This window comes from Zobellia nedashkovskayae, assembly GCF_015330125.1.
GTDB lineage: Bacteria > Bacteroidota > Bacteroidia > Flavobacteriales > Flavobacteriaceae > Zobellia > Zobellia nedashkovskayae.
Genome location: NZ_JADDXR010000002.1, coordinates 3,820,219 through 3,846,547, shown reverse-complemented (window position 1 = coordinate 3,846,547; position 26,329 = coordinate 3,820,219). Strand labels below are relative to the sequence as shown.

Annotated in this window: 23 protein-coding genes; all 23 read right to left on the bottom strand. The window is 35.7% G+C overall.

Annotated elements, in window-relative coordinates; translation table 11 throughout:
• Positions 1-226 precede the first annotated feature (226 nt).
• Positions 227-814 carry a DUF6515 family protein gene (locus IWB64_RS15765; RefSeq protein ID WP_194534919.1) on the bottom strand — a complete coding sequence of 196 codons (588 nt, stop codon included), beginning with the start codon at positions 812-814 and terminating at the stop codon, positions 227-229.
• A gap of 242 nt (positions 815-1,056) precedes the next feature.
• Entirely contained in the window at positions 1,057-1,356 is a 300-nt protein-coding gene (locus IWB64_RS15760) for a hypothetical protein (protein ID WP_194534918.1), read from the bottom strand.
• A gap of 304 nt (positions 1,357-1,660) precedes the next feature.
• Positions 1,661-1,852 (bottom strand): cold-shock protein, encoded by a 192-nt coding sequence (locus tag IWB64_RS15755; RefSeq protein WP_013995610.1) that lies wholly within the window; start codon positions 1,850-1,852, stop codon positions 1,661-1,663.
• Between the two features lie 193 nt (positions 1,853-2,045).
• A complete protein-coding gene (locus IWB64_RS15750; protein ID WP_194534917.1) occupies positions 2,046-3,362 on the bottom strand; it encodes a DEAD/DEAH box helicase in 1,317 nt (438 codons plus the stop codon).
• 3 nt (positions 3,363-3,365) lie between these two features.
• Positions 3,366-4,697 (bottom strand): DEAD/DEAH box helicase, encoded by a 1,332-nt coding sequence (locus IWB64_RS15745; RefSeq protein WP_194534916.1) that lies wholly within the window; start codon positions 4,695-4,697, stop codon positions 3,366-3,368.
• 123 nt (positions 4,698-4,820) lie between these two features.
• Positions 4,821-5,267, bottom strand: a complete 447-nt coding sequence (locus IWB64_RS15740) for a KTSC domain-containing protein (RefSeq protein WP_194534915.1) — start codon at positions 5,265-5,267, stop codon at positions 4,821-4,823.
• A 167-nt stretch (positions 5,268-5,434) separates the two neighbouring features.
• On the bottom strand, positions 5,435-5,941 hold the full coding sequence (locus tag IWB64_RS15735) for a GreA/GreB family elongation factor (protein WP_194534914.1): 507 nt from the start codon (positions 5,939-5,941) through the stop codon (positions 5,435-5,437).
• Between the two features lie 140 nt (positions 5,942-6,081).
• On the bottom strand, positions 6,082-6,816 hold the full coding sequence (locus IWB64_RS15730) for a LytR/AlgR family response regulator transcription factor (RefSeq protein ID WP_194534913.1): 735 nt from the start codon (positions 6,814-6,816) through the stop codon (positions 6,082-6,084).
• 42 nt (positions 6,817-6,858) lie between these two features.
• Positions 6,859-7,884 (bottom strand): hypothetical protein, encoded by a 1,026-nt coding sequence (locus IWB64_RS15725; RefSeq protein WP_194534912.1) that lies wholly within the window; start codon positions 7,882-7,884, stop codon positions 6,859-6,861.
• A gap of 8 nt (positions 7,885-7,892) precedes the next feature.
• Positions 7,893-8,492, bottom strand: a complete 600-nt coding sequence (locus IWB64_RS15720; RefSeq protein ID WP_194534911.1) for a YbhB/YbcL family Raf kinase inhibitor-like protein — start codon at positions 8,490-8,492, stop codon at positions 7,893-7,895.
• The gene (locus IWB64_RS15715; RefSeq protein ID WP_194534910.1) at positions 8,489-9,814 is read right to left on the bottom strand and encodes a YHYH protein; all 1,326 of its coding nucleotides are present in this window, start codon (positions 9,812-9,814) and stop codon (positions 8,489-8,491) included. Before IWB64_RS15715 ends, IWB64_RS15720 begins: the two co-directional genes overlap by 4 nt.
• A 114-nt stretch (positions 9,815-9,928) precedes the next feature.
• Positions 9,929-10,963 carry a sensor histidine kinase gene (locus IWB64_RS15710; protein WP_194534909.1) on the bottom strand — a complete coding sequence of 345 codons (1,035 nt, stop codon included), beginning with the start codon at positions 10,961-10,963 and terminating at the stop codon, positions 9,929-9,931.
• Between the two features lie 6 nt (positions 10,964-10,969).
• A complete protein-coding gene (locus tag IWB64_RS15705; protein WP_194534908.1) occupies positions 10,970-12,190 on the bottom strand; it encodes an ABC transporter permease in 1,221 nt (406 codons plus the stop codon).
• Positions 12,191-12,192: 2 nt separating this feature from the next.
• Positions 12,193-12,936, bottom strand: coding sequence for an ABC transporter ATP-binding protein (locus IWB64_RS15700; protein WP_194534907.1), 744 nt, complete (start codon positions 12,934-12,936; stop codon positions 12,193-12,195).
• A gap of 6 nt (positions 12,937-12,942) precedes the next feature.
• A complete protein-coding gene (locus IWB64_RS15695; protein WP_194534906.1) occupies positions 12,943-14,169 on the bottom strand; it encodes an efflux RND transporter periplasmic adaptor subunit in 1,227 nt (408 codons plus the stop codon).
• A 5-nt stretch (positions 14,170-14,174) separates the two neighbouring features.
• Positions 14,175-15,506, bottom strand: coding sequence for a TolC family protein (locus IWB64_RS15690; protein WP_194534905.1), 1,332 nt, complete (start codon positions 15,504-15,506; stop codon positions 14,175-14,177).
• A gap of 269 nt (positions 15,507-15,775) precedes the next feature.
• Positions 15,776-17,251, bottom strand: a complete 1,476-nt coding sequence (locus IWB64_RS15685) for a CotH kinase family protein (RefSeq protein WP_194534904.1) — start codon at positions 17,249-17,251, stop codon at positions 15,776-15,778.
• A 254-nt stretch (positions 17,252-17,505) separates the two neighbouring features.
• A complete protein-coding gene (locus IWB64_RS15680; protein ID WP_194534903.1) occupies positions 17,506-18,453 on the bottom strand; it encodes an ornithine cyclodeaminase family protein in 948 nt (315 codons plus the stop codon).
• Positions 18,454-18,676: 223 nt separating this feature from the next.
• A complete protein-coding gene (locus tag IWB64_RS15675; RefSeq protein ID WP_194534902.1) occupies positions 18,677-19,402 on the bottom strand; it encodes a phosphatase PAP2 family protein in 726 nt (241 codons plus the stop codon).
• 210 nt (positions 19,403-19,612) lie between these two features.
• Positions 19,613-22,249, bottom strand: coding sequence for an MGH1-like glycoside hydrolase domain-containing protein (locus tag IWB64_RS15670; protein WP_194534901.1), 2,637 nt, complete (start codon positions 22,247-22,249; stop codon positions 19,613-19,615).
• 998 nt (positions 22,250-23,247) lie between these two features.
• A complete protein-coding gene (locus IWB64_RS15665) occupies positions 23,248-24,039 on the bottom strand; it encodes an SDR family NAD(P)-dependent oxidoreductase (protein ID WP_194534900.1) in 792 nt (263 codons plus the stop codon).
• A 75-nt stretch (positions 24,040-24,114) separates the two neighbouring features.
• Positions 24,115-25,077: a 2OG-Fe(II) oxygenase gene (locus tag IWB64_RS15660; protein ID WP_194534899.1), complete on the bottom strand. Its 963-nt coding sequence runs from the start codon at positions 25,075-25,077 to the stop codon at positions 24,115-24,117.
• Between the two features lie 246 nt (positions 25,078-25,323).
• On the bottom strand, positions 25,324-26,307 hold the full coding sequence (locus IWB64_RS15655) for a zinc-dependent alcohol dehydrogenase family protein (protein WP_194534898.1): 984 nt from the start codon (positions 26,305-26,307) through the stop codon (positions 25,324-25,326).
• Between the last annotated feature and the right edge of the window lie 22 nt (positions 26,308-26,329).

Genomic DNA, 26,329 nt, shown 5'->3' with positions numbered 1-26,329 from the left:
ACTATTTTACGCCGCGCGAAATTACATCTTTATTCGCTGTACTTTATGTAAATACGGTGTTTTATTTTCTTGAAAAGTACCGTCAACAGCTACTTCTTCCTGCAAATTGGAATTGTAACCCCCTATTTATCAGTTTCTCCGCAAGATTCTTAGTCGACCCCAACTAAAAGAGCGCCAACAGTATAAACTATTGGCGCTCTACAATTAAACAGGGGAATATTATTACTTATTCCATATCTATAATACCCACTACCTCATAAGCTCTTGTGCCATCTACCTGTACTTTTTCATAAAGAATATTGGCATACTCGTAATAGGTCTGACCGTCTATGACTACCTTTTCGTAATCGTTGGGAAGTTCATAAACAATAGTACCTACTTCTGGCTCAACCACTTCATATTCATTACCTATTTCATTATAAAAGGTACCACCAATGGTAAAATAAATATGGTTGTTATAACGAACTCTGGCGTAACCTTGAGGTAAAGTTTGTATTCTAAACCCAATTTTTGGAGCTATAGGAATATACCGACCTCTAGAAGATGTGTAATATCTGTTATTTGCATAATAATAGTTCTGACCTTGATACTTAACTACTTTTTTATTAGGTACGGACCGTACGGAAACCACTTTCTTTTTTGGGGTTTTGTATACCACTCTTCTACTAGATACCCTATTAGGTGTTTTTTTGACAGCAGTTTTGGTTGTCGTTGTTTTAGTTGTGGTACGTCTGCTGGTCTGAGCTGTACCTGTCATTGCAAATGCGACTAAAAATAATGATGAGATTACATATGTTTTAATAGATGCTTTCATAATTCAGTAGGATTTAAAAGATTAAACTTAAATTTTTACTATCACTACTTTGACATAAATAATTAACCTTGGTTTAATCACCTAGGCTTGTTTTTAACCAAAACTAGACGAGCTATCGTTTTCTATCTACGAACTCGTAAATTCTATAGATGTAAATAAGCTGTTATTTTGAGTTTTGTAAGCATAAAAAAAGGCGTATTCTCTTGAATACGCCTTTTTTACAATTAAAATTTATGAGCTTTTTACTTTAATAAAGCAAGAATACCTTGTAATTCAGTAAGGTTAAGACTTGAATCACTATCCGTATCCAAGGTGTCAAAATTTTCTGAAACGGAACCAATAGCCTCCGTTGAGCTAATGCTTTCACTATTATCTGTATCCAACAAACTAAATAAACTTGTTACCTGCTGTACTGTTGAATTAGAACTCAAAGACCCTAATAACGAGGCTGCCTGTGATGCCGTGGAAGTGTCTACGTTCTTAACGCTGTTACAGCTAGCCAATGCCGCTATAAGTGCAAATGATGCTACTACTTTTTTCATGGTTTTGTGTTTTATTAATGTTTATATGATGCAAAAGTAGTCTTACATATTGAATTAGAAGAAATTTATATACCAATACTTTGATTATATCTATACATCAATTGAAGTAATAGACGAATAACGTTATAAATGAAGATTAACTAGCTTTTAGCTAGACATTATCGCTTCTATAGTTTTAAGCCGAAATCAGGAAAAGTGAACAATTCCACATTATTTTTTATAAAACAGCAGTACACAGAAAATTTCGGACACAAAAAAAGCCCATCAATTAAGATGGGCTTTTCTAAAACTTAAAGTATATGTATTAGATAACTTTTACGTTCACTGCGTTCAATCCTTTGTTACCTTCTTGTAAGTCGAATTCAACTTCATCACCTTCGCGAATTTCGTCAACTAAACCTGATACGTGTACAAAATGATCTTTTTCTACGCCTTCTTCAGTGATAAAACCAAAACCTTTAGTATCATTGAAAAACTTTACTGTTCCTTTACTCATTGTAATGTAATTAAAATTTATAATCTATATTGAGCTGCAAAGATGGTTCCATTTTTCTGACAAACAATATTTTAATTCACTTATTTTCAACTAAATATCATTTTGTTTTTAACGTAGTCCTCTAATTTAAAGAGCAATAGCCTAATAACGTAGTGTTTGAGGATGATTAGGTGTATCGTTAGTTGACAAAATATTATTCTAAAACCGTTACGCGAACCTTCTTATTCTTCAAACGAGAGTTGTTCAGCTTATCTACTAGCTCATTTGCAATAGACAAAGGAACGGCTACAAATGCACAATCTTGCTTTAATTCAATAACACCCAATTGGTCTTTATTAATTTTTCCTTGCTTAAAGAACAAACCAGCAATATCCCCTTTTGAGATTTTATCTTTTCTACCTCCTGAAATAAATAGCGTTTCCCAGTATTGGGTTTTGGCAGGTGCTTTCTTAGAAATATTCACCTTTTCCGCATCCTTAATAAAATCAGGAACATATTCTTTTGACCACTGTAACACATAAGCGGTTCCTTTTGAATTTACACGTGCCGTTCTACCATTACGGTGGGTAAACTCTTCAACAGCTCTGGGAAGTTCATAATGAATGATATATTTCATCTCTGGAATATCTATGCCCCTAGCAGCTAAATCCGTTGCAATCAATACTTGACAAGTGCCGTTTCTAAATTTAATTAAAGAACGTTCTCTATCTTTTTGCTCCATTCCACCGGAAAAACAAGCATAATTGATTCCGTTTCTATCCAAATAAGAACTTACCTTTTCAATACTATCTTTGTAATTGCAAAAGATAATACCCGGCTGATTACCTATATGGCGAAGCAATTCCATAAGGGTTTTCAACTTTTCCTTATCAGTGGCAATTACCGTTTTAATCGTCAGTTTAGACTCTTTTTGAGTATCTAGGTAATTAATAATCGTAGGCTTATCCAATCGAACAAAACCAGGGATCTCAACACCTTGTGTAGCCGAGGTAAGAATACGTTTATTAATATGAGGCAATTGCTGAATGATATCAATCATTTCACCCTCAAAACCAGTTTCCAACGACTTATCAAACTCATCTAAAACCAACGTCTTTATATTCGTTCTTGAAAAACGGTCACTACTAAAATGATCCGCAATTCTACCTGGTGTACCTATTAAAATAGCAGGTGTGTGCTTTAATTCAATTTTATCCTTAGACATGGGTCTACCACCATAAACTGCATTCACTTTAAAACCAGAACCCATATCACGAACTACTTGTTCTATCTGTATGGCCAGTTCCCGGGAAGGCACTAAAATTAATGCCTGCACTTCCATACATTCCGCATCTAGACTATCTATGAGTGGCAAAAGAAAAGCTAAGGTTTTACCCGTACCCGTTGGAGAAAGGAGAACTGTATTGGTTGTTTTTGGAATAACCTCCAATGCTTCTTCTTGCATTGGGTTCAATGCAAAAATCTTTAATTTATCTAAAATGTCTTGCTGATTACGTATCGTATTAGCCATGGCTTAGTTCTTTTGAAGTACGTCTATTTTTGGATTAGCCGCAGTGTTGTGCATCAAATGATCGGCCAGTACTTTTTCTATTAACTCATCTTTCGTTAAATGATGGAAAATAGTCTTGATTTTTTCTTTCGTTTCTACAGAAACAGTGCGATTAGGTTTGGTCTTGAATATTTTCTTGGCCCAAAGCTCTAAGTTAATTTCTTCCCTATCTTGGGCATCTTGCTTTTTGAGCTCATGGAAAACCAATCCCAATTCTTTTTCAAACTCAGGAATATCTGGGCGTTCATCTTCTTGAATGATACTTAAAGAAAGTCCCTTTGCTCCTGCCCTAGCCGTACGACCACTACGGTGTACATAGGCTTCATAGGTATCTGGAAGATGGTAATTAACCACATAGGAAATTTCCTTTACATCAATACCACGAGCCGCTAAATCAGTAGCCACAAGAATATCTATATGACCTTCTCTAAACTGGCCCATGATGCGATCACGAATACCTTGTGATAAACTACCATGAATAGATCCTGATGAGAATTTGTTGATGGCCAGTTTCTTTGCCAATTTGTTGACTGCTGCTTTTGTTTTACAGAAAATAACACCACGTTCTCCTTCTTTAGAGTTTAAAAAATGAAGTAAGACTTCTAACTTTTCAATTGGATCAACAACAATGTATTTATGATCAATACCTTGGTGTCCCATTTGAGCCATATCTGCCTCTATATGTACTACATGTTTAGACATATAGTTTTGCACCAGTTGCTTTACAGTTCCCGGCATAGTAGCGGTAAACAATAAAGTCCGTCTAGATTTTGGCATCTCATCTGCCAACGTATCCAAATCGGTTTTTAATGCAGTCACCATCTCATCGGCCTCATCCAACACCAAAAACTTCAATTTTTTAATGCTGACGGCCTTACGCTGATTCAAATCTATTAAACGTCCCGGTGTAGCTACTATAATATGTGTAGGCTCTTTTAAACGCTCTATTTGAGGTTTTATAGGGATGCCACCACAAACGGAAGCAATAGAAATAGCAGGGCTATGCGCGGCAAAAGAAACTAAGTTGGCATAAATCTGTTGTCCTAGTTCCCTTGTGGGAGATAATATTACAGCTTGTACGTCTGTATTTTCCGTGTTTACCAACTGAAGCAACGGCAAACCAAAAGCTACGGTCTTACCGGTTCCTGTTTTTGCCAAAGCCACTACATCCTCTTTCTGCTTTAAAAAAATGGGAATTGTTTTGTTTTGAATATCCGTGGGAACAGAAATCTTTAAATCTGCTAAACTCTGGAGCACTTGTTCGTTGATTCCTAAAGCGGAAAATGATTTAGACATAAAATAATTTTAAACAAAGATAGTCACACGTTATAAGAGAATCGTGCAAAGTGATGTACTAATTAAATGAAAAAGGGCTCTGATAAACAAGCCCTTATATTGTAATCCGATAAAAAGTAACGTTTACGCTTCTTGAAGTATACGTTTAGATTTTCTATAGGTGTATTTTGGGTAGATACTACGTTTTGCAAAACGGTTTAATTTGTTAGAATTAATCATTTTGATATAGACAGGTTTCGTAACACCAAAATACTCATAAGTAGCGCCGTCTACGAAAGTAATTTCTAACAACATTCCTTTATGTACGTAATCTGCTATACCAGAATTTGTGGTTTCGGTATATGCCTCCAAGTTTGCAGCAATAGTTTCAGGAGCAATACTCACTAAAAAATGATACCCGTCAATAATAGCACGGCTTTGTACCTCTGCTTCTTCACGCTTAGCGTCTCCTTCTTGAAATTTATCTGGATGCCATTCTTTCACCAAATTACGGTAGGTTGACTTAAGTGACTTAAGTTCAATCTCCTTCTCAATTCCAAATAATTTCTTATACTGACTAATACGTTTCATACACCCAATTTTTCAAGCCGCAAAACTACGCCTTTATTTTGAACGAGTTAGGTTATATTTTACGTTTTTTGCCATAGGGGATATTAACCTGATAATAAGGGGCTTTAAACGGTATTTTAATTCTTAAAATGGATTGGAAAATAGCATAAATTTCGTGGAATGTTACCCTATTTATCATAACGTACACCTACGATCTTAAATAAACGGTCTTCTTTTCCTATTTGGAGTGCTGCCACATCATTAACTTTCTTTGAAATTAAGGCCCTAGCGATTGGAGAAAGAAACGAGATTTTATTCTCAGAAATATTTGCTTCATCAACACCAACAATCTGAAACTCTTGTGGCGATTTTGCATTGCCAATCAACAATGAAACTTGAGCTCCAAAACGCACCTCGTCTTCGGGCTGGTCTTCAAGATGTATTACTTTGGCAGATGCTATACGCTCATTTAATAATTGAAGTTTGGAATTTATTAAGTTGATAGCAATACGTTGTTCTTTTTCATTGTCTTGATCAGATAATTCCTTATCCGCTATCAGTTTTTCTCTTTCATTTAAAAGTTTCAACAAGCCATTTTCTGTTACATAATTAGTCACTCCCATTGGCAAATCCGCCCTTGGTGGAACCATTGGTATTTCTTCCTGATCTTCTTCTTTTACAAATCCTCTGCTCATCTAAATAATTTTAAAAACAATTTAGTAGAAATCACTATTTATAATTGATGATATTCAACACATCTTTGTCGCAATAAAGCAAGATGGATTACAATTATAATGTGATGGATTGATGAATGGATGGAAAGTAAACCTGCAAATTAAGAATTGAGGGAATTATCATTAATGTACTCCAAGAACTTAGGTTTATACTGCTCGGAAACCGTAATGCGCTGCTTATTGATGATAATCTGACTTCGTTCAATAATCTCAATGTTTTTTAAGGACACGATAAAAGATCGGTGCACCCGCATAAATTCAGTCTGCGGAAGTTCCTCTTCCAAAGACTTTAAACTCATAAGCGTTAAAATAGCTTTGGGATTATCCTTTAGCCATATTTTTATGTAATCTTTTAAACCTTCAAAATACAGGACATCGGACAGTTTAATGCGCACTTGTTTGTATTCCGATTTTACAAATAGAAACTCCTTTTTATCAGAAACCGAGGTTTGACTATTTCCTTTAACCAACGTAAACCATTCCAAAGCTTTGTTTGCTGCAGATAAAAACTCAGCATAATCAAAAGGTTTAAGTAAGTAGTCTAAAGCCTCTACTTTAAAGCCTTCTAAGGCATACTCATCAAAAGCCGTAGTAAAAACTACCCGAGTGTGCTTTGGTAACATTTTAGAAAACTCAAGTCCCGTGAGGTCCGGCATCTGAATATCCAAAAACAACAAATCTACCGGCTCTTTATTTATAAATTGAAGGGCTTCAATGGCACTACTACATTTCTTTTTTAGCACTAGAAATGGCGTTTTAGCCACATAACTCTCCACTAAATTAAGAGCCATGGGTTCATCATCTACAATCATGCAGGTAAGTTCTATAACTTCCATTTGAGTTTCATGTTTAGGTGATCAAAAGTTTTTTTCTAAAATTTACTCTACGATGTATCTCACAAGTACCTCGTTATCCAAAATTACATTGGTTGACCATATAAATTTGGCATCTGCAGAATTATTATCAAAAACATCAGTAAAGTTGGTGTAAGAAGGTTTGTTATCCACCCCTATTACTTCATTTGCATATTCAGACGCATTTGGCCATTCACTATCATCAAAATCTGCAGATTGCCAATTTGTCGGTGTTTTCCAATGTAAAGCATAGTATGAAGTTCCGTCATTAGAATCTTCGGTACTGCAAGTATCACTTAACCTTAAAGAACCTTCTTCAGAAGCACAAGATAAATCTCTTAAAGGCGCTGTGTAAAATGTTTGGGCTTTCCAATTAGCATCTGTTGTCGCAATTATTTCTCCTTTAGCATCTTTAAAAACACCTAACATACCACCATCTCCGGGGTGAAATGCTTGCCCTCTATTAGCCTCGGAGCCTAAACCACTATTTTCTTCCCAATCTACCAATTTCATTGCTATTGTAAAGGGCTTGTTCACCTTAAACCGAACAATATTAGAATTAAACTGTGTGAACGGTACATTGTCTTTTCCTACCGGAATGCCATTAATGTACATTTCAAAATAGTTGTCGGCAAATACATATGCCGTAATCATTTCACCATCTTGATCAATTTCTACGATATCTGTACCATTTAATGCAGCTAAAGCCTCATCTGCAGAGGCATACTCAACTTTTGTACAAGGGTTAAACAAATCTGATGCAAAAGGGAAATTTTCATCGGTAAAATTGACCAATGCAGGCACAGTCCAAGTACTACCATCCGTTGCCACTGAAGTTCCAATTGGAGCTTCTCTACCTCTATCACATTCAAATATGTTTTCAGTTACTACTGTTGCCGGTCCTTGAGATACAGAAGCAGTACCATTGTAAACATTTGTAGCAGTTTGTGCTGTTGTATCTGTCTGTACAGTTTTATCACTGTTTTTACAATTCACCATTGTAATACAGATTAGCGCTAATAGTAATGAAGTATTTTTTATAGGTATCATATTTTAATTTATTTAGTATCTAAAAATCTTAAAGTAGTTCTGTCAATAATTTTTACTGTAGCCATTGCATTCATAAACACGTTATAATCTACATCTAAAGTATTCATTTTGGGCAAAGTAGGTGGTGTTTCTGCTAACGCATAAAGCGCAATGGTATATTCGTGTTTGCCTTTTCCATGAGAACATGGCGACGTATATGATATAGCCGTGCCATCTTTATTTGCACCCATATACCAATCTCCATTAGGAGCCATTTTATAGGGTATTTCAGTTGTTTTTGGGTCTATATCCCACAATAAGAGGTATGAATTAATCTCTGTCTTATCATCTTTTTTTGGGTAATGATACATCACAACTGCTAAAGATTCAGTACCATATGGCACATTTTCCCATGAGAGCGGTATGGAATTTTCAACATCATCTATCTTCTCTTCACACTTATAAGCTTCTAATAAAACACCATCCTCTATTGCAATACTCGATAGTTTAAAATCTGAATGTACGGTTTTAAAATCATCATGATTCACCTCTGTAGTTGCTTTTTTATTGTTTTTACAGGACATCAACCCTATAAAAAGTATGAGAACTATAAATTTTGAATATTTCATTTTTCTCTTGGTTTATAGGTTTCAAAGGATGATGTGCCATCAGGGTTTATAAATTCATAGCTATAATTGTCATCACTATCCCATTTATAATTTATGATATACTCTTTAGAATCTAAGCTGTACGTTAAGGAATATGCATTATCACCTAAAGATTCAAAATCAATGATTTCAGCACCTCGTAATGGTCTTAAAGCAGGTCTTAGCTCTTGGGTTCTAGGTTGTGGAGAAACTTGATTTTCTGGTGCCTCCGTTTTTGGGTCCAATTTTACTTCGCCTCGCATACCAGCAATAAAGTAAGGATATTCATCAATAGTATGGTATTGATAAGATCCATGTAAGTTCATTTTTCCTAAATACTCATCTAGTTTATCGGTTGTTTTTCCATACACAGGAAAACCGTCAACAGCGTAAGCTACCGGATTGCCAGCACCAACTTGATCTTGCAGGTGTAAAGGAGGTAAATGATAATGATAATCGTCTGCACGACCACAATGTCCACCCCAATTATCTAATTCTCCTATAGCATTAGCATCTTCACCTCTATTATTTAAAGGGTTAAAAATGGGAATTCCATTTACAGCAACAGCAATCGCCCCTTTTAGTAAATTGGTTTTTGTCGATAGTGGATTTTCTGCCATTTTTGGATGTGTGGGTATAGCCCAACTATTGTCACCTGTGTAATTTTGATTGATAGGAACTTGTTGTTGCCAGTTTGTTATACCAACCATCATATCATGATCTGGTAACCCATTTGATGACACATATAAATAGTTGTCATCTGAATGTGTTGTAACACCGTCAAATTTCTCAAAAAACGTTTGCATCAGCGAAACATCATTTGCTGGTACTTGTACCGTACTTGTTTTAGCGCTATTGGTATTCTTGCACGATACAATTAAAATAACCCCTAAACCAAGTACTCCGTGAGTTAAGTACACTGCTTTCTTTTGTTTTATCAGTTTAAAAACAGAAAAGGACAAAAGAAAAATACCTAGAGCTATAAGTGCCCAATTAAAACTTGATACTGATTGGGGGGCAACTTTAATTGTTTCGCTACCATTTAAAGAATGGATGAATTCACTTTTAGTTTTAATATACTTTTGGTCAGCTTCTACAAAGTCTGTAATTTGAAAAGATTGAATAGTATGATTGCTATCCATAAGCCAAACTTCACCGTTTTCATAATTAATAAAATCAGCCTGGATTATTTCGTTTGTAGTTGTTAATTCCCATTGTTTTAAAGGAATACCATGACCACCCTCATGCGAAAATAGAGGGGTGTTTAATAAAAGAAAAACGATGATTAGCAGTGTATTTTTCATATTTAAATATTTCACACAAGTATTAATAACAACTTATTCGTTTTAACCATTGAAAGGCGCATATTCTCATTTTAAAAAGGACTGTTTTATTACTTAAAATTGTGAGTAGAATTTTTAAGTTTCTATTTTTAAATTTACCCTATAAACCCCAGCTTTGAGTTCCTTTTCAAAAGTGTGTTTATTTGGATATAATAACTGCAAGCGCTTTTCTAGATTAGCCAAACCAATTCCAGAACCACTTTTATCATTATCCTGTTTAGGAAAATTATGATTTTCAATTGTGAAATCCACTATGTTTCCCTTAATGGTCATATCAATAGATATGATGCTATTTTTGTTCGCAGAAACCCCATGTTTAAAGGCATTTTCAATCAGTGATATAAATAATAGAGGTGCAATTTGAATTCCATTTTGACTAACAGGAAAACTAGATTCTATTTCTGTTTTATCCGTCAAGCGCAGCTTCATTAAATCTATATACTTCCGCATGAACTCAATTTCCTTAGAAAGTGGCACCAATTCCGTATTCGTTTCATATAAAAGGTACCGCATTAGCTTGCCTAAACTATGGATTGTAGATTTTGCCTTTTCTGGCGAAATATCCACAAGAGAATAGATATTATTCAACGAATTAAAAAAGAAATGCGGCTGCAGCTGGTACCGTAAATGTTGTAACTCTGTTTGCAATTTAAAGTTAGCGGCTTCTTTACGTTGAGCTTCCGTTTGCACCCATCTTTTGGTGGACTTTATAGCAATCGAAAAAAGCAACGGAGCAGTATATGATAGCATTTGTACATAGATAAACAGCTTAAACGGTGGGCCTACCCTATCCTCTTCTGTTTTAGGTCTCTTTATGAGCTCTTGAAAGAAGTTACTTTCTATCTCTTCCTTCAATAGAATAAAAAAGGCAATTATGACAATGTTAATAGCTACGAATAACAAAGTTTTCTTAGTAAATAGGAATTTATCTATGAGAACTAAAAAATTAAAGTAAAAGATAAATGCATAGAATAGCATCGGAATAAAAAAATGGGCAATCAACCGATTCACATCTTGATCTTCTCTATATGATAAAATAAAGGGCATGCTGAACAGCACCAACCATATAAGCAGATGCTGAAGAATTATTATTTTTTTGTTTTTATACATAATTACTTATTCATAACGTAATGCTGTAATTGGATCTAAAGCTGATGCTTTTCTTGCAGGATACCATCCAAAGAAAATACCTGTAACCGCACAAACGGCAAACGAAATTATTATGGAATACAGGGCTACACTAGTAGGCCAATGTAAGAACTTTTCAATAAAGACCGTAGCGCCAAGACCTAAGATTACACCTAAAACCCCTCCCGTAATACTAATTAAAATAGCTTCAATTAGGAACTGTAACAATATATCTGATCCTTTGCCACCTACAGCCATACGTAGTCCTATTTCCTTAGTTCGTTCTTTTACTGATACATACATGATGTTCATAATACCAATACCTCCAATCAATAGGGAAATACTAGCGACGGCGACTAATAAAACTGTGAGCATTTCACTAGTGGAACTGAACGTTGAAATTAATTCTTCCATAGATCGTACAGTAAAATCATCTTCTTCACTGTCCATAAGTTTATGTTCTGAACGAAGAATATCGGTCACTTCAATAACCGCCTCTGCAGCATCATCTTCGCTAACTGCAGATGCCATTATTTGATTTAAATAATCAATAGCCAAAATACGTTTTTGTACTGTGGTATAAGGCGCTATAACAACATCGTCTTGATCTTGTCCAAAGGTGTTTTCTCCTTTTTCTTCCAATACACCAATTACTTTAAACGGAATGTTATCAAAACGAATCATTTGCCCTACAGGCTCCTGTCCGTCAGGAAATACATTGTCTACCACTGTTTGTCCTAACACCACTACTTTAGAAGCGGATTTCACTTCTGCATCGGTAAACATACTTCCGCTGTGAAGACCAACAACCTTAATTTCTAAATAATCAGGATTTACCCCATAAATTGTACTTGGCCAGTTATTGGCACCGCTAATTACTTGCCCGCCACCATTGACTACAGGAGTAATATAGCTTAATAGCGTAGATTTCTCTTTTATGGTTTCATAATTATCTAGTGTTAAAGTTTGTACATCTCCACCACTACCCCTTGCAGGTCCACGATCGTCAGTACCAGGTCTAATGGTAATCATATTAGAACCCATATTGGATATGGTGCTTCTTATACTCTCTTTAGATCCCTCACCAATAGCCAGCATTGCAATTACAGATGCCACTCCAATGATGATACCCAACATGGTAAGCAAAGTTCTTACTTTATTAAGAACTATGGCTTTATAGGCAATTTTTAATAGATTAAGTAGTCTCATGATCAATTATTTTCTTTAGGTAACTTTGCTAATTCCTTTGCTGCCGATTGTACGTTTTCATTCTTATAATCTTGAATGATGTTTCCATCTTTTAATACAACCGTTCTGCTGCTGAATGTAGCAATATCCGGTTCGTGGGTTACAAAAGTGATGGTAATGCCCTGCTTGTTCAAATCTTGAAACAAGGACATGATTTCATAAGATGTTCGGGTATCCAGGTTTCCCGTTGCCTCATCCGCAAGGATCATCACCGGATTGTTTACCAACGATCTTGCTATGGCCACACGTTGTTGTTGTCCTCCGGAAAGTTGCGAGGGCGTATGATGTAACCGATCGCTCAAGCCTACCATATCCAATGCTTTAAGGGCTCGTTCCCGACGTTCTTCTGTAGACACCTTGCTGTTATATAATAGTGGTAACTCCACATTTTCAATTGCCGACGTTCTGGCCAGCAGATTATAGGATTGAAATATGAATCCGATTTTCTCATTCCGAATCGTAGCCAATTCATTCCTACTAAGATCTTTTACACTTACACCATCTATCTCATACGAGCCCGCTGTAGGCTGGTCTAAACATCCTAAAATATTCAATAGCGTACTTTTACCCGAACCACTAGACCCCATAATAGTCACGAATTCCCCTTCTTTAATCGTAAAAGAGATTCCTCTTAACGCATGAACAGTTTCAGTGCCCATTGTAAACTCACGAGTTAAATCCTTTATTTTTATAATTTCTTTGCTCATGATGGCTTACTTTTTCTTACCTCCCGGTCGTTGTGGCATAAACGGACTCTCTTCTGACCCGCCCGCTGATGTTCCAGATTTAGTAGTTTCAGATTTTAAACTATATACCAATTTATCTCCTTCTTCTACTCCACTTAAAATTTGGACATTTACTCCGTCACTTGCTCCTAAAGTCACTTTCTTTGGAGAGATAGCCCCATTAGATTCTAATACCCAAACCCTTGTGCTGTCATCATTTTCATCAGGTTGTGGTCCGCCTCCTTTTGGTGGTTCCATAGTCAATTTTTCTTGCTCATTATAAGCCATCATTTCTGGAGGTGTTGGCTTAAAATTGATAGCTTTTGCTTCAACAGACAAAACGTCTTTTAACTCTAATGTATAAATTGAAATAGTTGCCGTAAGACCTGGTTTTAATCTTAGATCAGGATTATCAGCTTTAATAACTACCGTATAGGTAACTACATTTGATGTAATTGTTGGATCCAATCTTACCTGTGTTACCTCGCCATCAAATTCTTGACCTTGGTAAGCATCCACGGTAAAACTTACACGTTGCCCCTCTTTGACAACGCCTATATCTGCCTCATCAACATCTGCCTCAACCTGCATTTCCTTTAAATCTTGTGCAATGGTAAAAAGTGTAGGCGTACTGTAACTTGCTGCCACTGTTTGTCCTTCATCTATATCTCTTGAAAGTACAACCCCATCTATAGGAGAATATATGTTTGCATACCCCAGGTTTGTTCTTGCTTGTTGTAAGTCAGATAAACGTTGTGTTACCGTACCTTTTGCAGTTTCGAAATTGAAAAAAGAATCGTCATAATCTGATTTACTGATTACTTGATTGTCATATAACGTCTTTTGTCTTTCAAATATAATTTGTAAATAATTACGATTACTTATGGCATTATCATACGATGCTTGCGCTTGTGTAAGTGCTGCCTTAAGGATTGTTTTATCTAATTCCGCAATCAGTTGCCCTTCTTTTACCTCACTGTTGTAGTCTACATAAATTTTCTCTACAACACCAGATACTTGCGTACCTACATCTACTTGGTTTATGGGTTCAATAGTTCCTGTTGCAGTAACCATGGTGGTTACATCACCTTTCTTAGCTGCTACCGTTTTTGCCTCTATGGCCACATTATTATCACCTTTTAGTAAGCTAAAGGCAACAAAAGCTAAGATGATCAAGACGATACCACCTATTATGAGTTTTCTTTTATTTTTCATTTTGACTAAAGTTTAATTTCGTTTCCTTGATAGAATTGTAAGAGTTGATGGTATAAAATGTTTAAGTACTTTGACTGTAAATAGTTTTGCTGGGCATTGGTATACGTGTTTTGGCTTATAACCAAATCCGTTGTACTTAAGGCTCCCAATTCATATTTTTTCTGAGCTAGGTTATAAGACTGTTCCGCTGCATTTTGTGATGCTTCTGCCGCAATAAGCTGCTCTTGTGAAGAAACTGCATTTTCATAGGCCGTTTCTACTTTTTTAATCACTTCTTTTTCAACGGTCCGTTTTTGTAGTTGTGCTTTTTCAATATTTATTGATGCCGTTTGTACCGCTGCTTTGGTCTGATTTCTATTGAAAATTGGAATACTCAGGCTTAAACCAAGCTTCTGATTGAAATTGACATCCAATTGATCTCCAAAGGTGTTATCGTTGATACTCGTATACCCTGACCCCAGACTACCTATTAGAGATAAGGTGGGTAAATACCCTCCTTTGGCAATATCAAGTTCCTTTTCGTTAATACTAATGACCGTATTGCTTGCTTCCACTTCCGGTAGATAATCCAATGCGTTAGTATAAATAGCCTCCTTATTCAGTTCTAGGTTTACCAAGTCCATATTCTCATCTATGGTCTCTATTTCTAATTTCTCTAAAGGCGATAATTCCAATAGTTGCTTTAAGGTGATGATGTTTAGGGCGTAGTCATTTTTGGCTGCAATTACATTGTATTTATTGGTAGCCGCTTGGCTCTGCGCTTCCGTATAGTCGCTCAATGCAATAGAACCCGCATCTAATCTAGATTTAGCCCTAACAACCTCTTGTTCCGATGCATTTAAATTGTTCTGAGCAATTGTAATACCCTCTTTACTATAAAGAGTTTGTAAATAGGTTTCTAAAATACTGATGACAATACTATTCTTAGCTTCTTCTTCTAATAAAACACTTTGTTCTACAAGCAGTCTATTCTGTTTTACCTGATTGTTCAATTGATTTCCTTGAAAAAGGGTCATAGAACTATTAATTCCAATATTGGTATTGTGTATCTCGTCGGACACATAATCACTTGTAATAGGGTCAATGGTAGTACCACTAGAATACCCTTGAGAAGCACTCCCAAACAGATCCGGAAGTTTAGCCGATTTTGACTTGCTATAATCAACTTCAGAAATGCTCTTGTTTAACGTCGCATCTTTTATGGTAATGTTATTTTCTATAGCATAAGAAATGCAGTCCTCCAACGACCAAACTTTAGATATCGAATCAGTTTTTGCTTTTTGGGCAAAAGCAACCTGTGCAAATAGAAAGCCTGCTAGAATTATATATAGTTTCATTTAAGGTGTATTTTCAATTAACACTCCAAATGTGACACATTACTGACACCTATTAAAGTGCAATAGAAGTCTACCCTTTTTACCTATACAAACACCCCTATTCTATCGACGAGATTTTTGTGATCTGTATCATATTTAACTGAATAGATAATTGTTCATTACCATTGCTTCTTAGATTTTGAAATAGAACATAAAAAATCCGGTTACCAATGGCAACCGGATTTTCTCTCCAATTTAACTCCTACATCATCACGCTACATAAAAACTCACTAATTCAAATAATTAATAACTGCCGATGCTCTTTCCGACACATGACTGTTCAACTCGTTTATAGCTGCCTGGAAGTCTGCACTAGAATTCAAGAAGGTATAGCCCTCAACTTCTGCAGTGGCGTACGGTTCTACTAATGATGCATAAGCAGCATATTCAGCCTGCATTCCGCTCACTGTAAAAACGTTATTCGCAAATTCCTGTACATAGCTATCATATTTTGCTTTATAGGTTGCATCTTCATACAAATATCCTATTAACGGCCATTCTGTGTCATTTAAATCAGAGAAATCCAAAGCCAAAGAACCTTGCTGATTTCCTCTCTGTAGCGCTTCATTATTATCCCACGGGATCCATGCTAATTTTTCTGTATCAGGATTATTATAAAGAAAATAGTTATGCGTCATTCTACCATAGGTATCCCAATTTTGGATGACCGTATTAACCGCTAAATAGTTCAAGAAAGTATCCGTATCAAAAATAGTCTCCAGATTGGTACGCCATGCTTCGGGATCAGTAGTACGATTATCTGCATGTAAAGCAGCAAAAAGGCTTTCAATATCTGAGAAATCAGCTTCGTCTTCATTAGTTTTCTTAACGAATACATCTTCTGAAAAGCTTCCAAGAGCAAAACTAGCCCCATCGCCATCTGGCTTGTATAAATTGCCATCATTATCCGAAAATTGAGTGTCTATGACCGTATCATCTACTTCTTCTACCATGGTATACACTCCAAAGTACTCAGGCCCGTCTCCATGATCAACATACACTTCATAGATTGAAGCATGTGAGCTTGCCAAACCGGCATCTCTAAACAAATCTGTAGCTACTTTTTCGCGCAACATAGATTTATCATTATAGTTGTTTTTAAGGCTTAGTTTTTTGAAACCATAAAAACGCTGATTATCAATCTGTGGGTATTCATCTTCAAACTCATCAAAATCAAGCTTAAAAGACAATTTTAAAATTCCCGCAGACCAGCTAGATTGTAAGCTAGAATTACCTTTAAAACGTAGTCCTACGCGGTACCATTCTTTATCTTCAAAATAAACTTCACCTGGAACGAAAATAGGATCTTCATCGGTTTCAACCAATCCACCGCCTCCTTGACCTCCTGGTCCGCCGCCGGTACCACCAAAACTGCCATAAAGGGAAGTCATGTCATCCAACATGCTCTGCCACCGATCTTCAGTAATTACAAGATCAAGACGTTTTACAGAATTGTCTTCAAAAACAACATCAAAATCGGGGTCTGCAGACTTACTATGGGTTAGATCCGTCCAATCCGTTGCGTCAAAATCACTGTCAGCATATGCCTCAACGTAGGCCACGTCATCATCGTCATCTGTTTCATCAACTACTTCCTCTGTTGTTTCTGAATCATCCACAACAGCTTCGGTTACGTCATCATCTGAGCAAGAAGTTAAAAATGTAAAGTGCATTGCCAATAAGAGCAATAGGCTTACTTTTTTCATTATGAATTTATTTTTAGTTTATTATATTCAATCCAAAGATGCAGATTAGAACCACACAAATATTTCAGAATCTGTGAACAACCCAATATTCTAAGTGAAACATTAAAACTATTAGGTAAAACAATTTTCAAGCAATGGGCTTTTTGAGAAGATAGACACACTAGAACCTAAAGAAGGTAGAAACAGAGCAGTAAAAGAGTTGGGTTCAGCTCCTTATTCTGCTATTAAAATTAGAATAATACAAATTGTTACTGTTATTCTTTTAATTTTTTATAGCAATGTAAACCAGCCGCAATATCTTCACAAGCAATACCCAAAGATTTGAATACTGTCTTTTTTGATGCATCGTACAAGCTTGAATCCTTCAATAATTCTGAAATATCAGCTTTAATAAAATCTAGGGCATCGTGACCGTTTTCATTGGCCGGTAACAAAAGTTCTCCTGCCTCATTAGCTGCCGACAACCGATTATCAACATACACATCAGAATTATTAATTATAGCCGATGCCAATTCCCTGGTGTTTGCCGTGCAAGCACCTACCGCATTAATGTGAACATGACTTTCTAGATACTCATTCTCTAAAATAGGTTCTGTAGCTGCGGTAACGGTACAGATAATATCTGCATCTTTTGCGGCCTCTTGTACGCTATCACAGACTATAAAATCAATACCTTCATACTTCTTCATATCGGTAGCCAAGCGTTCAGCACTGCTCCTATTTAGGCTCCAGAGGGTAACTGTTATAATGTCCCTAACCTCCAACATGGCTTCAATATGCTTTCTAGCTTGTAAACCACTACCAAGAATACACAAACTCTTAGCATCAGCTATTGCCAAAAAACTAGTAACTAGTCCGCTTACCGCAGCTGTTCTTATCCCTGTGATCCCATCGGCATCTAGGCTTGTCATCAGTTGGCCCGTAACGGTTTCATAAAGATGAATAATTCCTTGGTGAGAGCTAAGTCCTTTTTTATAGTTATCAGGAAAAATACTTAAAACCTTAATTCCCATTACTTCATAAGGCCGAATGAAAGCCGGCATCATTCCCATAATTCCCTTTGTGTCATTTTGCAAAGGCATGGTAGCACGAAGCGGGTTTACAATATCTTTTTCGGCATCAAGTAAAAACAACTCCTTCATCACCTGAATGCATTCAGACATGGGTAATAAGGATTCGATTTGGTCATTGTCTATAAACATCTATTCTAGGTAATTATTTATACAGCGCAGGTTTAAGAATGTATACATGGGTCAGAAAAACAAAGTTTCCAACTATTCCTATATTACTGAGTTATGGTGCAAAGGTAGTCTCCTATTACGACAGATAAAATTAATTACAACCCGTAATTAATTTTATTAAATACAGTGAGTTTTCATGTTTTTCTTCTGGTAAAGATTTCCTTTATTAATAGAAAACTATAAGCTAAAAAGTTTTAGAAAAATACAAACCTACAGCACCGTCTGTATAGCGAGGAATAAGGGCAATGTTCTTAGACTTTATAAAAGGATTCCACTTAAATAGATAATCAAAATGATACACCAATTTTGTAACCAGAATTCCTAAACCGGCACCTGCAAGTATATCCGATATGTAATGCTTGTTGTTGAACAGCCTTAGGCCACCTGTAACAGATGCAAAACCATAACCACTATAAGCCAAATAAGCATTGGTATCTTTATACTCTTCGTAAACTGCAGAACCAGATGCGAAAGCAATAGATGTATGCCCAGAAGGAAATGCATGTTCATTAGAACCGTCCGGCCTAATTTTATAAATAGAATTCTTTAAAGCTCTAGTAAAAACATCTGTAAGTATCATTGAGACGGCCAAATTTTTGGTCTGATCAAACCAATGGTTTTTGGCTTTGACCCCAACTACATTAGCAATAAACAGAGTTGCTACTGGTGCATATCTAGTATAATCATCAAAGTGAGTTCGAAAATCATTACCCACCCAACCTTGAGCTGTTTCATGCAAGGATTGTTCAAAACCACTATCTGATAACAATATTCCTGTGGTAAGTAAAGAAAGAGGCAAAATAGTCTTTTTCAACAAGCTTTTTTTTGGCTTTACTTGAATACTATCATTTTGAGCGCATAGGTTTCCTAAAGTGAAAAATACTAGGAAAAGGGCAATATATTTTCTCATATTCTGGTGGTGTCTAACCAAACATTTTACTTTAGACTAAGATAAAGTTGAATTCAAATGCTTTAGTAGAATCACAATTTACTAAATGTTTTGAAAAAAAAGTCCATATCTAAATTTATAGTTTTAACTGATTAAATACAATTCTAAATATTCATACTTTCTAACGGTCTCTACTTTCATTTTATTTATAAGTATTTACTTTTGGCAGTTTTAGCTAATTCCTTTATTAGCATCCAAATCCATAATTAAATTAGCAATCAATGCGGTCCATCCTGTTTGATGGGACGCCCCTAACCCTTTTCCATTATCACCATCAAAAAACTCATAGAAAAAATGCTGATTTTTAAAATGTTCATCTTTGGTGAATACATTTCTCTTATCCTCTGAATGGTATTGAAACTTTCCTTCTTTATTGGGTTCGAATAGGTTAATCAATCGCTTAGACAGCTCATTGGCAATCTCATTTAAATTCAACTCATTCTTTGAACCTGTTGGAAATTCATAAACATAGGTAGGTCCATAGAATTTATAATACTTTCTTAAGGATTGAATGATCATGTAATTCAAAGGCATCCAAATAGGACCACGCCAGTTAGAATTGCCACCAAACATACTGGAACGACTCTCCCCAGATTCATATTGTATCTGATGGTGACCATAATGCTGAAATACGAAAGGATGTTTTTCATGATATTTAGAAAGAGAACGAATACCATAATCAGATAAAAATTCATCTTCATCCAATAAGCGTTTAAGCAGGTGTTCCAGCCTAAAGCCGCGCATTATAGAGAACAAATAATTACCCTCTGAATTTGTCTCCTCAATATTTGAGATTAAAGATGCCAAATCCGGGCGTGTTCTAACAATATCTGCTGCTCGGATTTTAAACTCCTTCAATTCTTCAAAAAGGTCTTTATGAATAATTTCAACGGCAAATAATGGAATAATCCCCACTAATGATCTCACTTTTAATCTGTCGGTGGCTCCATTGGCCATTTCAATAACGTCATAATAAAAATTATCTTCTTCGTCCCAAAGTGAAATATCCTTTTTCCCTATATGGTGCATCGCCCAAGCAATATTCAGAAAATGCCTAAAGAATTTGGCAACAGATTCTTCGTAAGTTTTATTAGTCTTCGCCAATTCTAATGCCATACGGAGCATATTTAGCGTAAACATCGCCATCCAACTGGTAGCATCTGCCTGTTGCATTCTTGTAATGCCATGAGGCATATGATTACGGTCAAATACACCTATATTATCCAGGCCTAAAAACCCTCCTTCAAATAAATCGGTACCACTCTTATCCTTTTGATTTACCCACCAGGTAAAATTAAGAAGTAATTTTTGATAGGCTTTTTCTAAAAACCCAGTATCGCCCTTTCCACTGCGTTCTTTATCTTTTTCATAAACCGTCCACACAGCGTAAGAATGCACAGGTGGATTCACATCACTAAAATTCCATTCATACGCAGGAATCTGACCATTAGGATGCATATAACTTTCCCGCAATACCAAAAGCAATTGTTCTTTTGCAAAATACGGATCAATTTCTACGAATGATGCCATATGAAAAGCAAGATCCCAAGCAGCATACCATGGATACTCCCATTTATCTGGCATAGAAATCACATGCCGATTCGTTAAATGTTGCCAGTTAAAATTTCGTGCATTTGTACGGTAAGGTTTAGCCTCTCCTGGACCACCAAAAAGCCATTTGTAGACATCGTAATAATAAAACTGTTTAGTCCATAATAAACCTGAAAATGCACTTTTTGCAATAGTTTGATGAGATTTTGGAAGGTCCGCTTTTATGATATCCCTATAAAATTCTTCGCATTCTTTTATTCTTTGATCAAATATCTCATCAAAATCTGCCCAGGGATTTTCTAATTTCCTTTTACGAAGTCTTATTTTTATACTTTTTTCTTCACCGGGTTTAAGCTTAAGCTTATGCCAAACAGCAAATTTGGTTCCGTTTTTCTCTGGGTTTACCGTAGCCTTACCATTTACTACATGATCATTTATTCCATCCTTAACATAAGGCACTTCGTTAGGTACATCATAGATTAGCTTATTATTTGTTTCATTATCACAAAAAAGTTGTTCGCCATCCTCGTGATACAAATAATACCTACCATTTCTAATACTTCTAGACAGCACAGAGTTATCAGAAGTAGCTTTCATATTAGGGCGTTCAAAACGCTTATTATGTTTCCAAAAATTTCTAAACCATAGTTGCGGGAGCACATGAATTTTAGCTTTCTTAGGGCCTCTATTTACAACGGTAATTTTCATAAGAATATCACCTACATCTGCTTTTGCGTATTCTATAAAACAGTCAAAATACTTATTTTTCTTAAAAGCTTTGGTGTCCAATAATTCATATTCATTTTCTTCTCTGTTCCTATTCCTATTTTTTAGAAGCAAATCTTCATAAGGAAATTTTTTCTGTGGATATTTATACAAATATTTACTGTAGGAATGTGTAGGTGTAGAGACCTGATGAAAATAAAGTTCTTTTACATCTTCGCCATGATTACCCTGGTTATTGGTAAGGCCAAACAAGCGTTCTTTTAAAATAGTGTCTTTACCATTCCAAAATACCGGGGCCAAACAAAGTATTTCCCTAGAGTCGCAAAATCCACCTATCCCCTCTTCTCCCCATCTATATGCATTACTTCGTGCTTTTTCATGATCTATAAAATCCCATGCTTCACCATTAACGCTATAATCTTCTCTTACCGTACCCCATTGTCTTTCTGCTAAATAAGGTCCCCATCGTTTCCAATTTTTATAAGAATCAGGAACGGCTAGCCTTTGTTCCTCAGCATTTTTGTTATCCATATTTTTTGAAATAATCCTCGAAAGTAGTACTAAAGTGAAAGAATTACTTCAACCCCTATTAAATATTATGTAATTAGTATTATTAGAATAGTTCTTTTAACATCTTCAAAAAATACAGTAGATGTTTTTAATAAACCGGTATTTAATTATTGATCAATAAAATGCTTCTCGTAACAAAACCACACTCTTCTGAACACCCATGATTCTTTAAAAGTGGAAGTCCCCTAAAAAATCCATTTCTATGAAGTGCACTTACAACGAACAGAAAAAATAGAACAGTTTATATTCAAAAAAATGCCATCTATACATTTGGCGAATAGGAAACACGCCTTAACTAATACCTTAGGGGTATAGAACTCAATATTTTAATGTTATGTCTACAGTCGTACAAATATTAATTGTCCTAAGCATTAGTTTTTCCACCGTTACTATTGTAATCATATTACGTAACCTGTTATCGGAAAAAATGAATTAAAATAAGTTAACAGTACTTAATTATTTATTCGTTTTTATAATGATGGAAAATTGGTGACATTAAATGTCATATCCCTGTTGACATATGCTATGAATACATACTAAGCTCTTTTGCCAATACCACCTATATATTCTTACCTTATTTTAAACGGCTTTGGATTCTCCCTTAGTAATTACGTTTAAACATTTTTTGTTTAAAAGCGTATTTCCAGAGGGGCCATAAGCCCAAACAAAACTCCAATACAATATCTATTCGCTGCTTCATTAAAAGAGGACAGCTATTCCAACAAAAGGAGTGATGAAAAATGATAATATCATGTGCTTCTTTCTATTAATGCCCTTTCTACATCTATATTAAAAGCAAGTTAACACTCATATAAATTATGAATGTTACCACTTTCCGATTTCTAACTTTACCAACTAAAACAGAATTCGCCCTTGATTTTTAGAGTTTAGTTGAAAATAGTGAGTAACAAATCAGTCTAGTTATTATTTAGACGAGATATAGACATTTATAAGCTCTTCTAATGTAAAACAATTGTATTACTCAACTCAACCAATTCTTTAATTTTTTCATCATCATAGGCATCTGGGTGTGCTTGAGCATAACTTCCTTTATCATTATCGAAATAAGCATTTGTTTTCGCTTTGTCGGTCATACTTAAATCATAAAGAATATCTACTCCCTTTTCTGCAGGAGACCAATGTTGACCGTAGGCTTCCTTTGCCATCTTGGTATTCAATAACGAACCTGGGTTTACGGCAACAACCAAAATACTTGGTTCTTTTTTTGCCAAATCAAAACTCCACATGGTCAGCGCTAATTTACTTTGTGCATAGGCATCATTAGCCCCTAAACTCATTTCACCTTTTAATGCACTTAAAGAAACTGGGGATTGTGCCGCTGAACTAAGATTTACAATTCTAGGTGCATCTGACTTTTTCAATAACGGTAGTACCGCATTTGTAAATTGATATGGTGCTAAATAGTTTACTGTTAAACGAACATCTATTCCATTCGCCGCTGTTTCAGTTTTAGCTTTTAAAACACCTGCATTGTTTACCAAAACATCAATTTTCGGCATTTTTTCAGCAACTTCTTTTGCCATTTGTTTAACCTCTGACAAGTTTGAGAAATCAGCTAAAAAACCTACTACATTGTCATTCTTTGATTCTGCTTTGATTTCGGTTACAGTAGCCTTTAATTTAGCATCAGTTCTACCATGAACGCCGACAAAATGACCTTCTTTCGCCAAACTAAGTGCTAATAAATTCCCTATACCGTCTGTGCTTCCTGTAATTAATATATGTTTCATTTTTTTAAACTTTTGAATATTTTAAATGGAATTTTGGCAGAAAATGTTCTGCCAAAATTCTGACTTCTGTTCTTTTTAAAACGGAGCAAAGGTATCTTTGGGACCTTCTGGTAAACTCCAACGCTCGCGAGCCGTAATATTTTCTGCTGCAACAACTTTGGATGTTGAATTATCAACACTACCATAGCTACTTGCACCCCCTCGCGGTATTTGCATACGATCTCCGTATAGCCATACAACCAAGTTACTACGTTGTCCACTTGTAATTGGATGGGTAGCATGAGGTACTTTGCCAGTATGAATTATTGCCTTACCGGGTTCAAAGATAGTTTGAACAACCTTTCTTGTAGACGTATCATGAAAATCGACTTGTGAACCTGTAAATTTTTCTTCAGGTAAGTTAATATTGATATTCAAGGTAGCTGCAGAAGCATCCGTATGGGCATGCAAATCTTTATCTTTATCTGGGTTATACTGAATAGAAAAACCAAAGGTTTGGTTATCGTAGCCATAAGTACCTAGTAATAAACGGGCGATCGGACGCATATAGCGATCCATGATTTCGTTATAAAAAGCCTGAAAATTAGGTGCAGCAAGATGCCCTTCTGAACGTGGGTCTAACATAACGCCATAACGATTTAACTGAATGCCATAAGGTGCACGTCTGGGAATTTCAGAATTTACCGTAGCTTCTAGATATTTACGAAAATCTGCTAGACGTTCTAGATCAAAAAACTGGGCAGAATATACCCCAGGAATAATCTCTTCCCATAAATCAGCAACAGCATTTTCTTTTTCTGGATTTTCCCAAGCATCGTTTATGGCTTTTCTTAATTTTGGGTCAAGTAAAGTTTCATCAGGTACTAGCAAACCGTCTTTGTTTTCAATTTCCCATTCGCTCCAAGCATCTTCAAGCAACTCTCGGTTACTATTCCAAAATTGTGACACAGAAGGATCACGATTTAGTGAAGCTTCGCGAGTTGGTAGTGTAAGCGCACGAGCTTCTGCGAGTGCATTTGTTATTGTTATTGTTTTCATGATATATTTATTTTTTACCAAAACCTCTTAAAGAGCATCTTTTGGTTTTATTTACTTATTCTGATAACAAAGGTAGTATGAGACACCAGTAATTTTTTGGTAGTAAAAACGGTTGTTTAGGTAAATTTCAAGGTTTTATTTTAAAGCAAAAAAATACCCCATTTCTGGGGCATTCAACAGAACATATTAATCGACATGTTTAGAACCTGCAACTCTAATCCTACTACATATTTTATTTACTATTATCTAGTTTTCAACCACAACTTTACCAATGGCTGTACCACTAGCTAAGTGTGCATAAGCATCACCAACTTGCTCTAATGAAAATTGATTTTCATCAACAATCGGAGTTAAATGACCTTCGTTAGAAATTTCAGCTAATTTTTCTAAAATACTACCGTGATCTTCTCTTTTGAAGTTATGTAACATCGGAATCAACATAAAGACCACGTGTAATGATGCTCCTTTAAAGTGCAACGGAGTTAAATCGATTTCCAACAAGGAAACTGTAGTGGAGATATGACCGTTTAGGGCAACTGCTTCCATAGAATTTGTCAGGTTTGGACCACCAACAGTATCAAAAACAACATCAAAACCACCATCGGTGTATTTTGCTGTGTAATCTGCTACTTTTTCTGTAGTAAAATCAATAAAGGTTGCCCCGAATTTTTCAACAATAGCTTTTTGTTTGTCGCCTGTTCCTGTTGCATAAACTTCTGCTCCAAAGTACTTCGCCAATTGTACCGCTAAGTGACCAACTCCACCAGAACCACCGTGTATTAATACTTTTTGACCCGCTTTTACGCCTGCTCTTGTCAACCCTTCATAAGCTGTAATTGCAACTAAAGGTAAAGCTGCAGTTTCGCGCATAGTCAAATCTTTTGGTTTGTGACCAATTAAACTACTATCGGCTACAATGTATTCTGTTAATGTACCAGGTAAATCTGCTAATCCGCCAGCACAACCGTATACTTCATCGCCTACAGCATAACCTTCTACACCTTCTCCAACAGCTTCAATTACTCCGGAAAAATCCATACCTAATAAAGCTGGAGTAGCAGGAGACAATGGTAAATCTGACCCCATATTCTTAATCATCATATCAATAGTATTGACACTAGATGCCGCTATTTTCACTAAAACGTGATTTGCTTTTACTGCTGGTTTTGCTATTTCTGATACTTCGAAATTTGCGCTTTCTCCGTATTCATTTAGTAACATTGCTTTCATATCTATTTTTTATTTCGTTAAT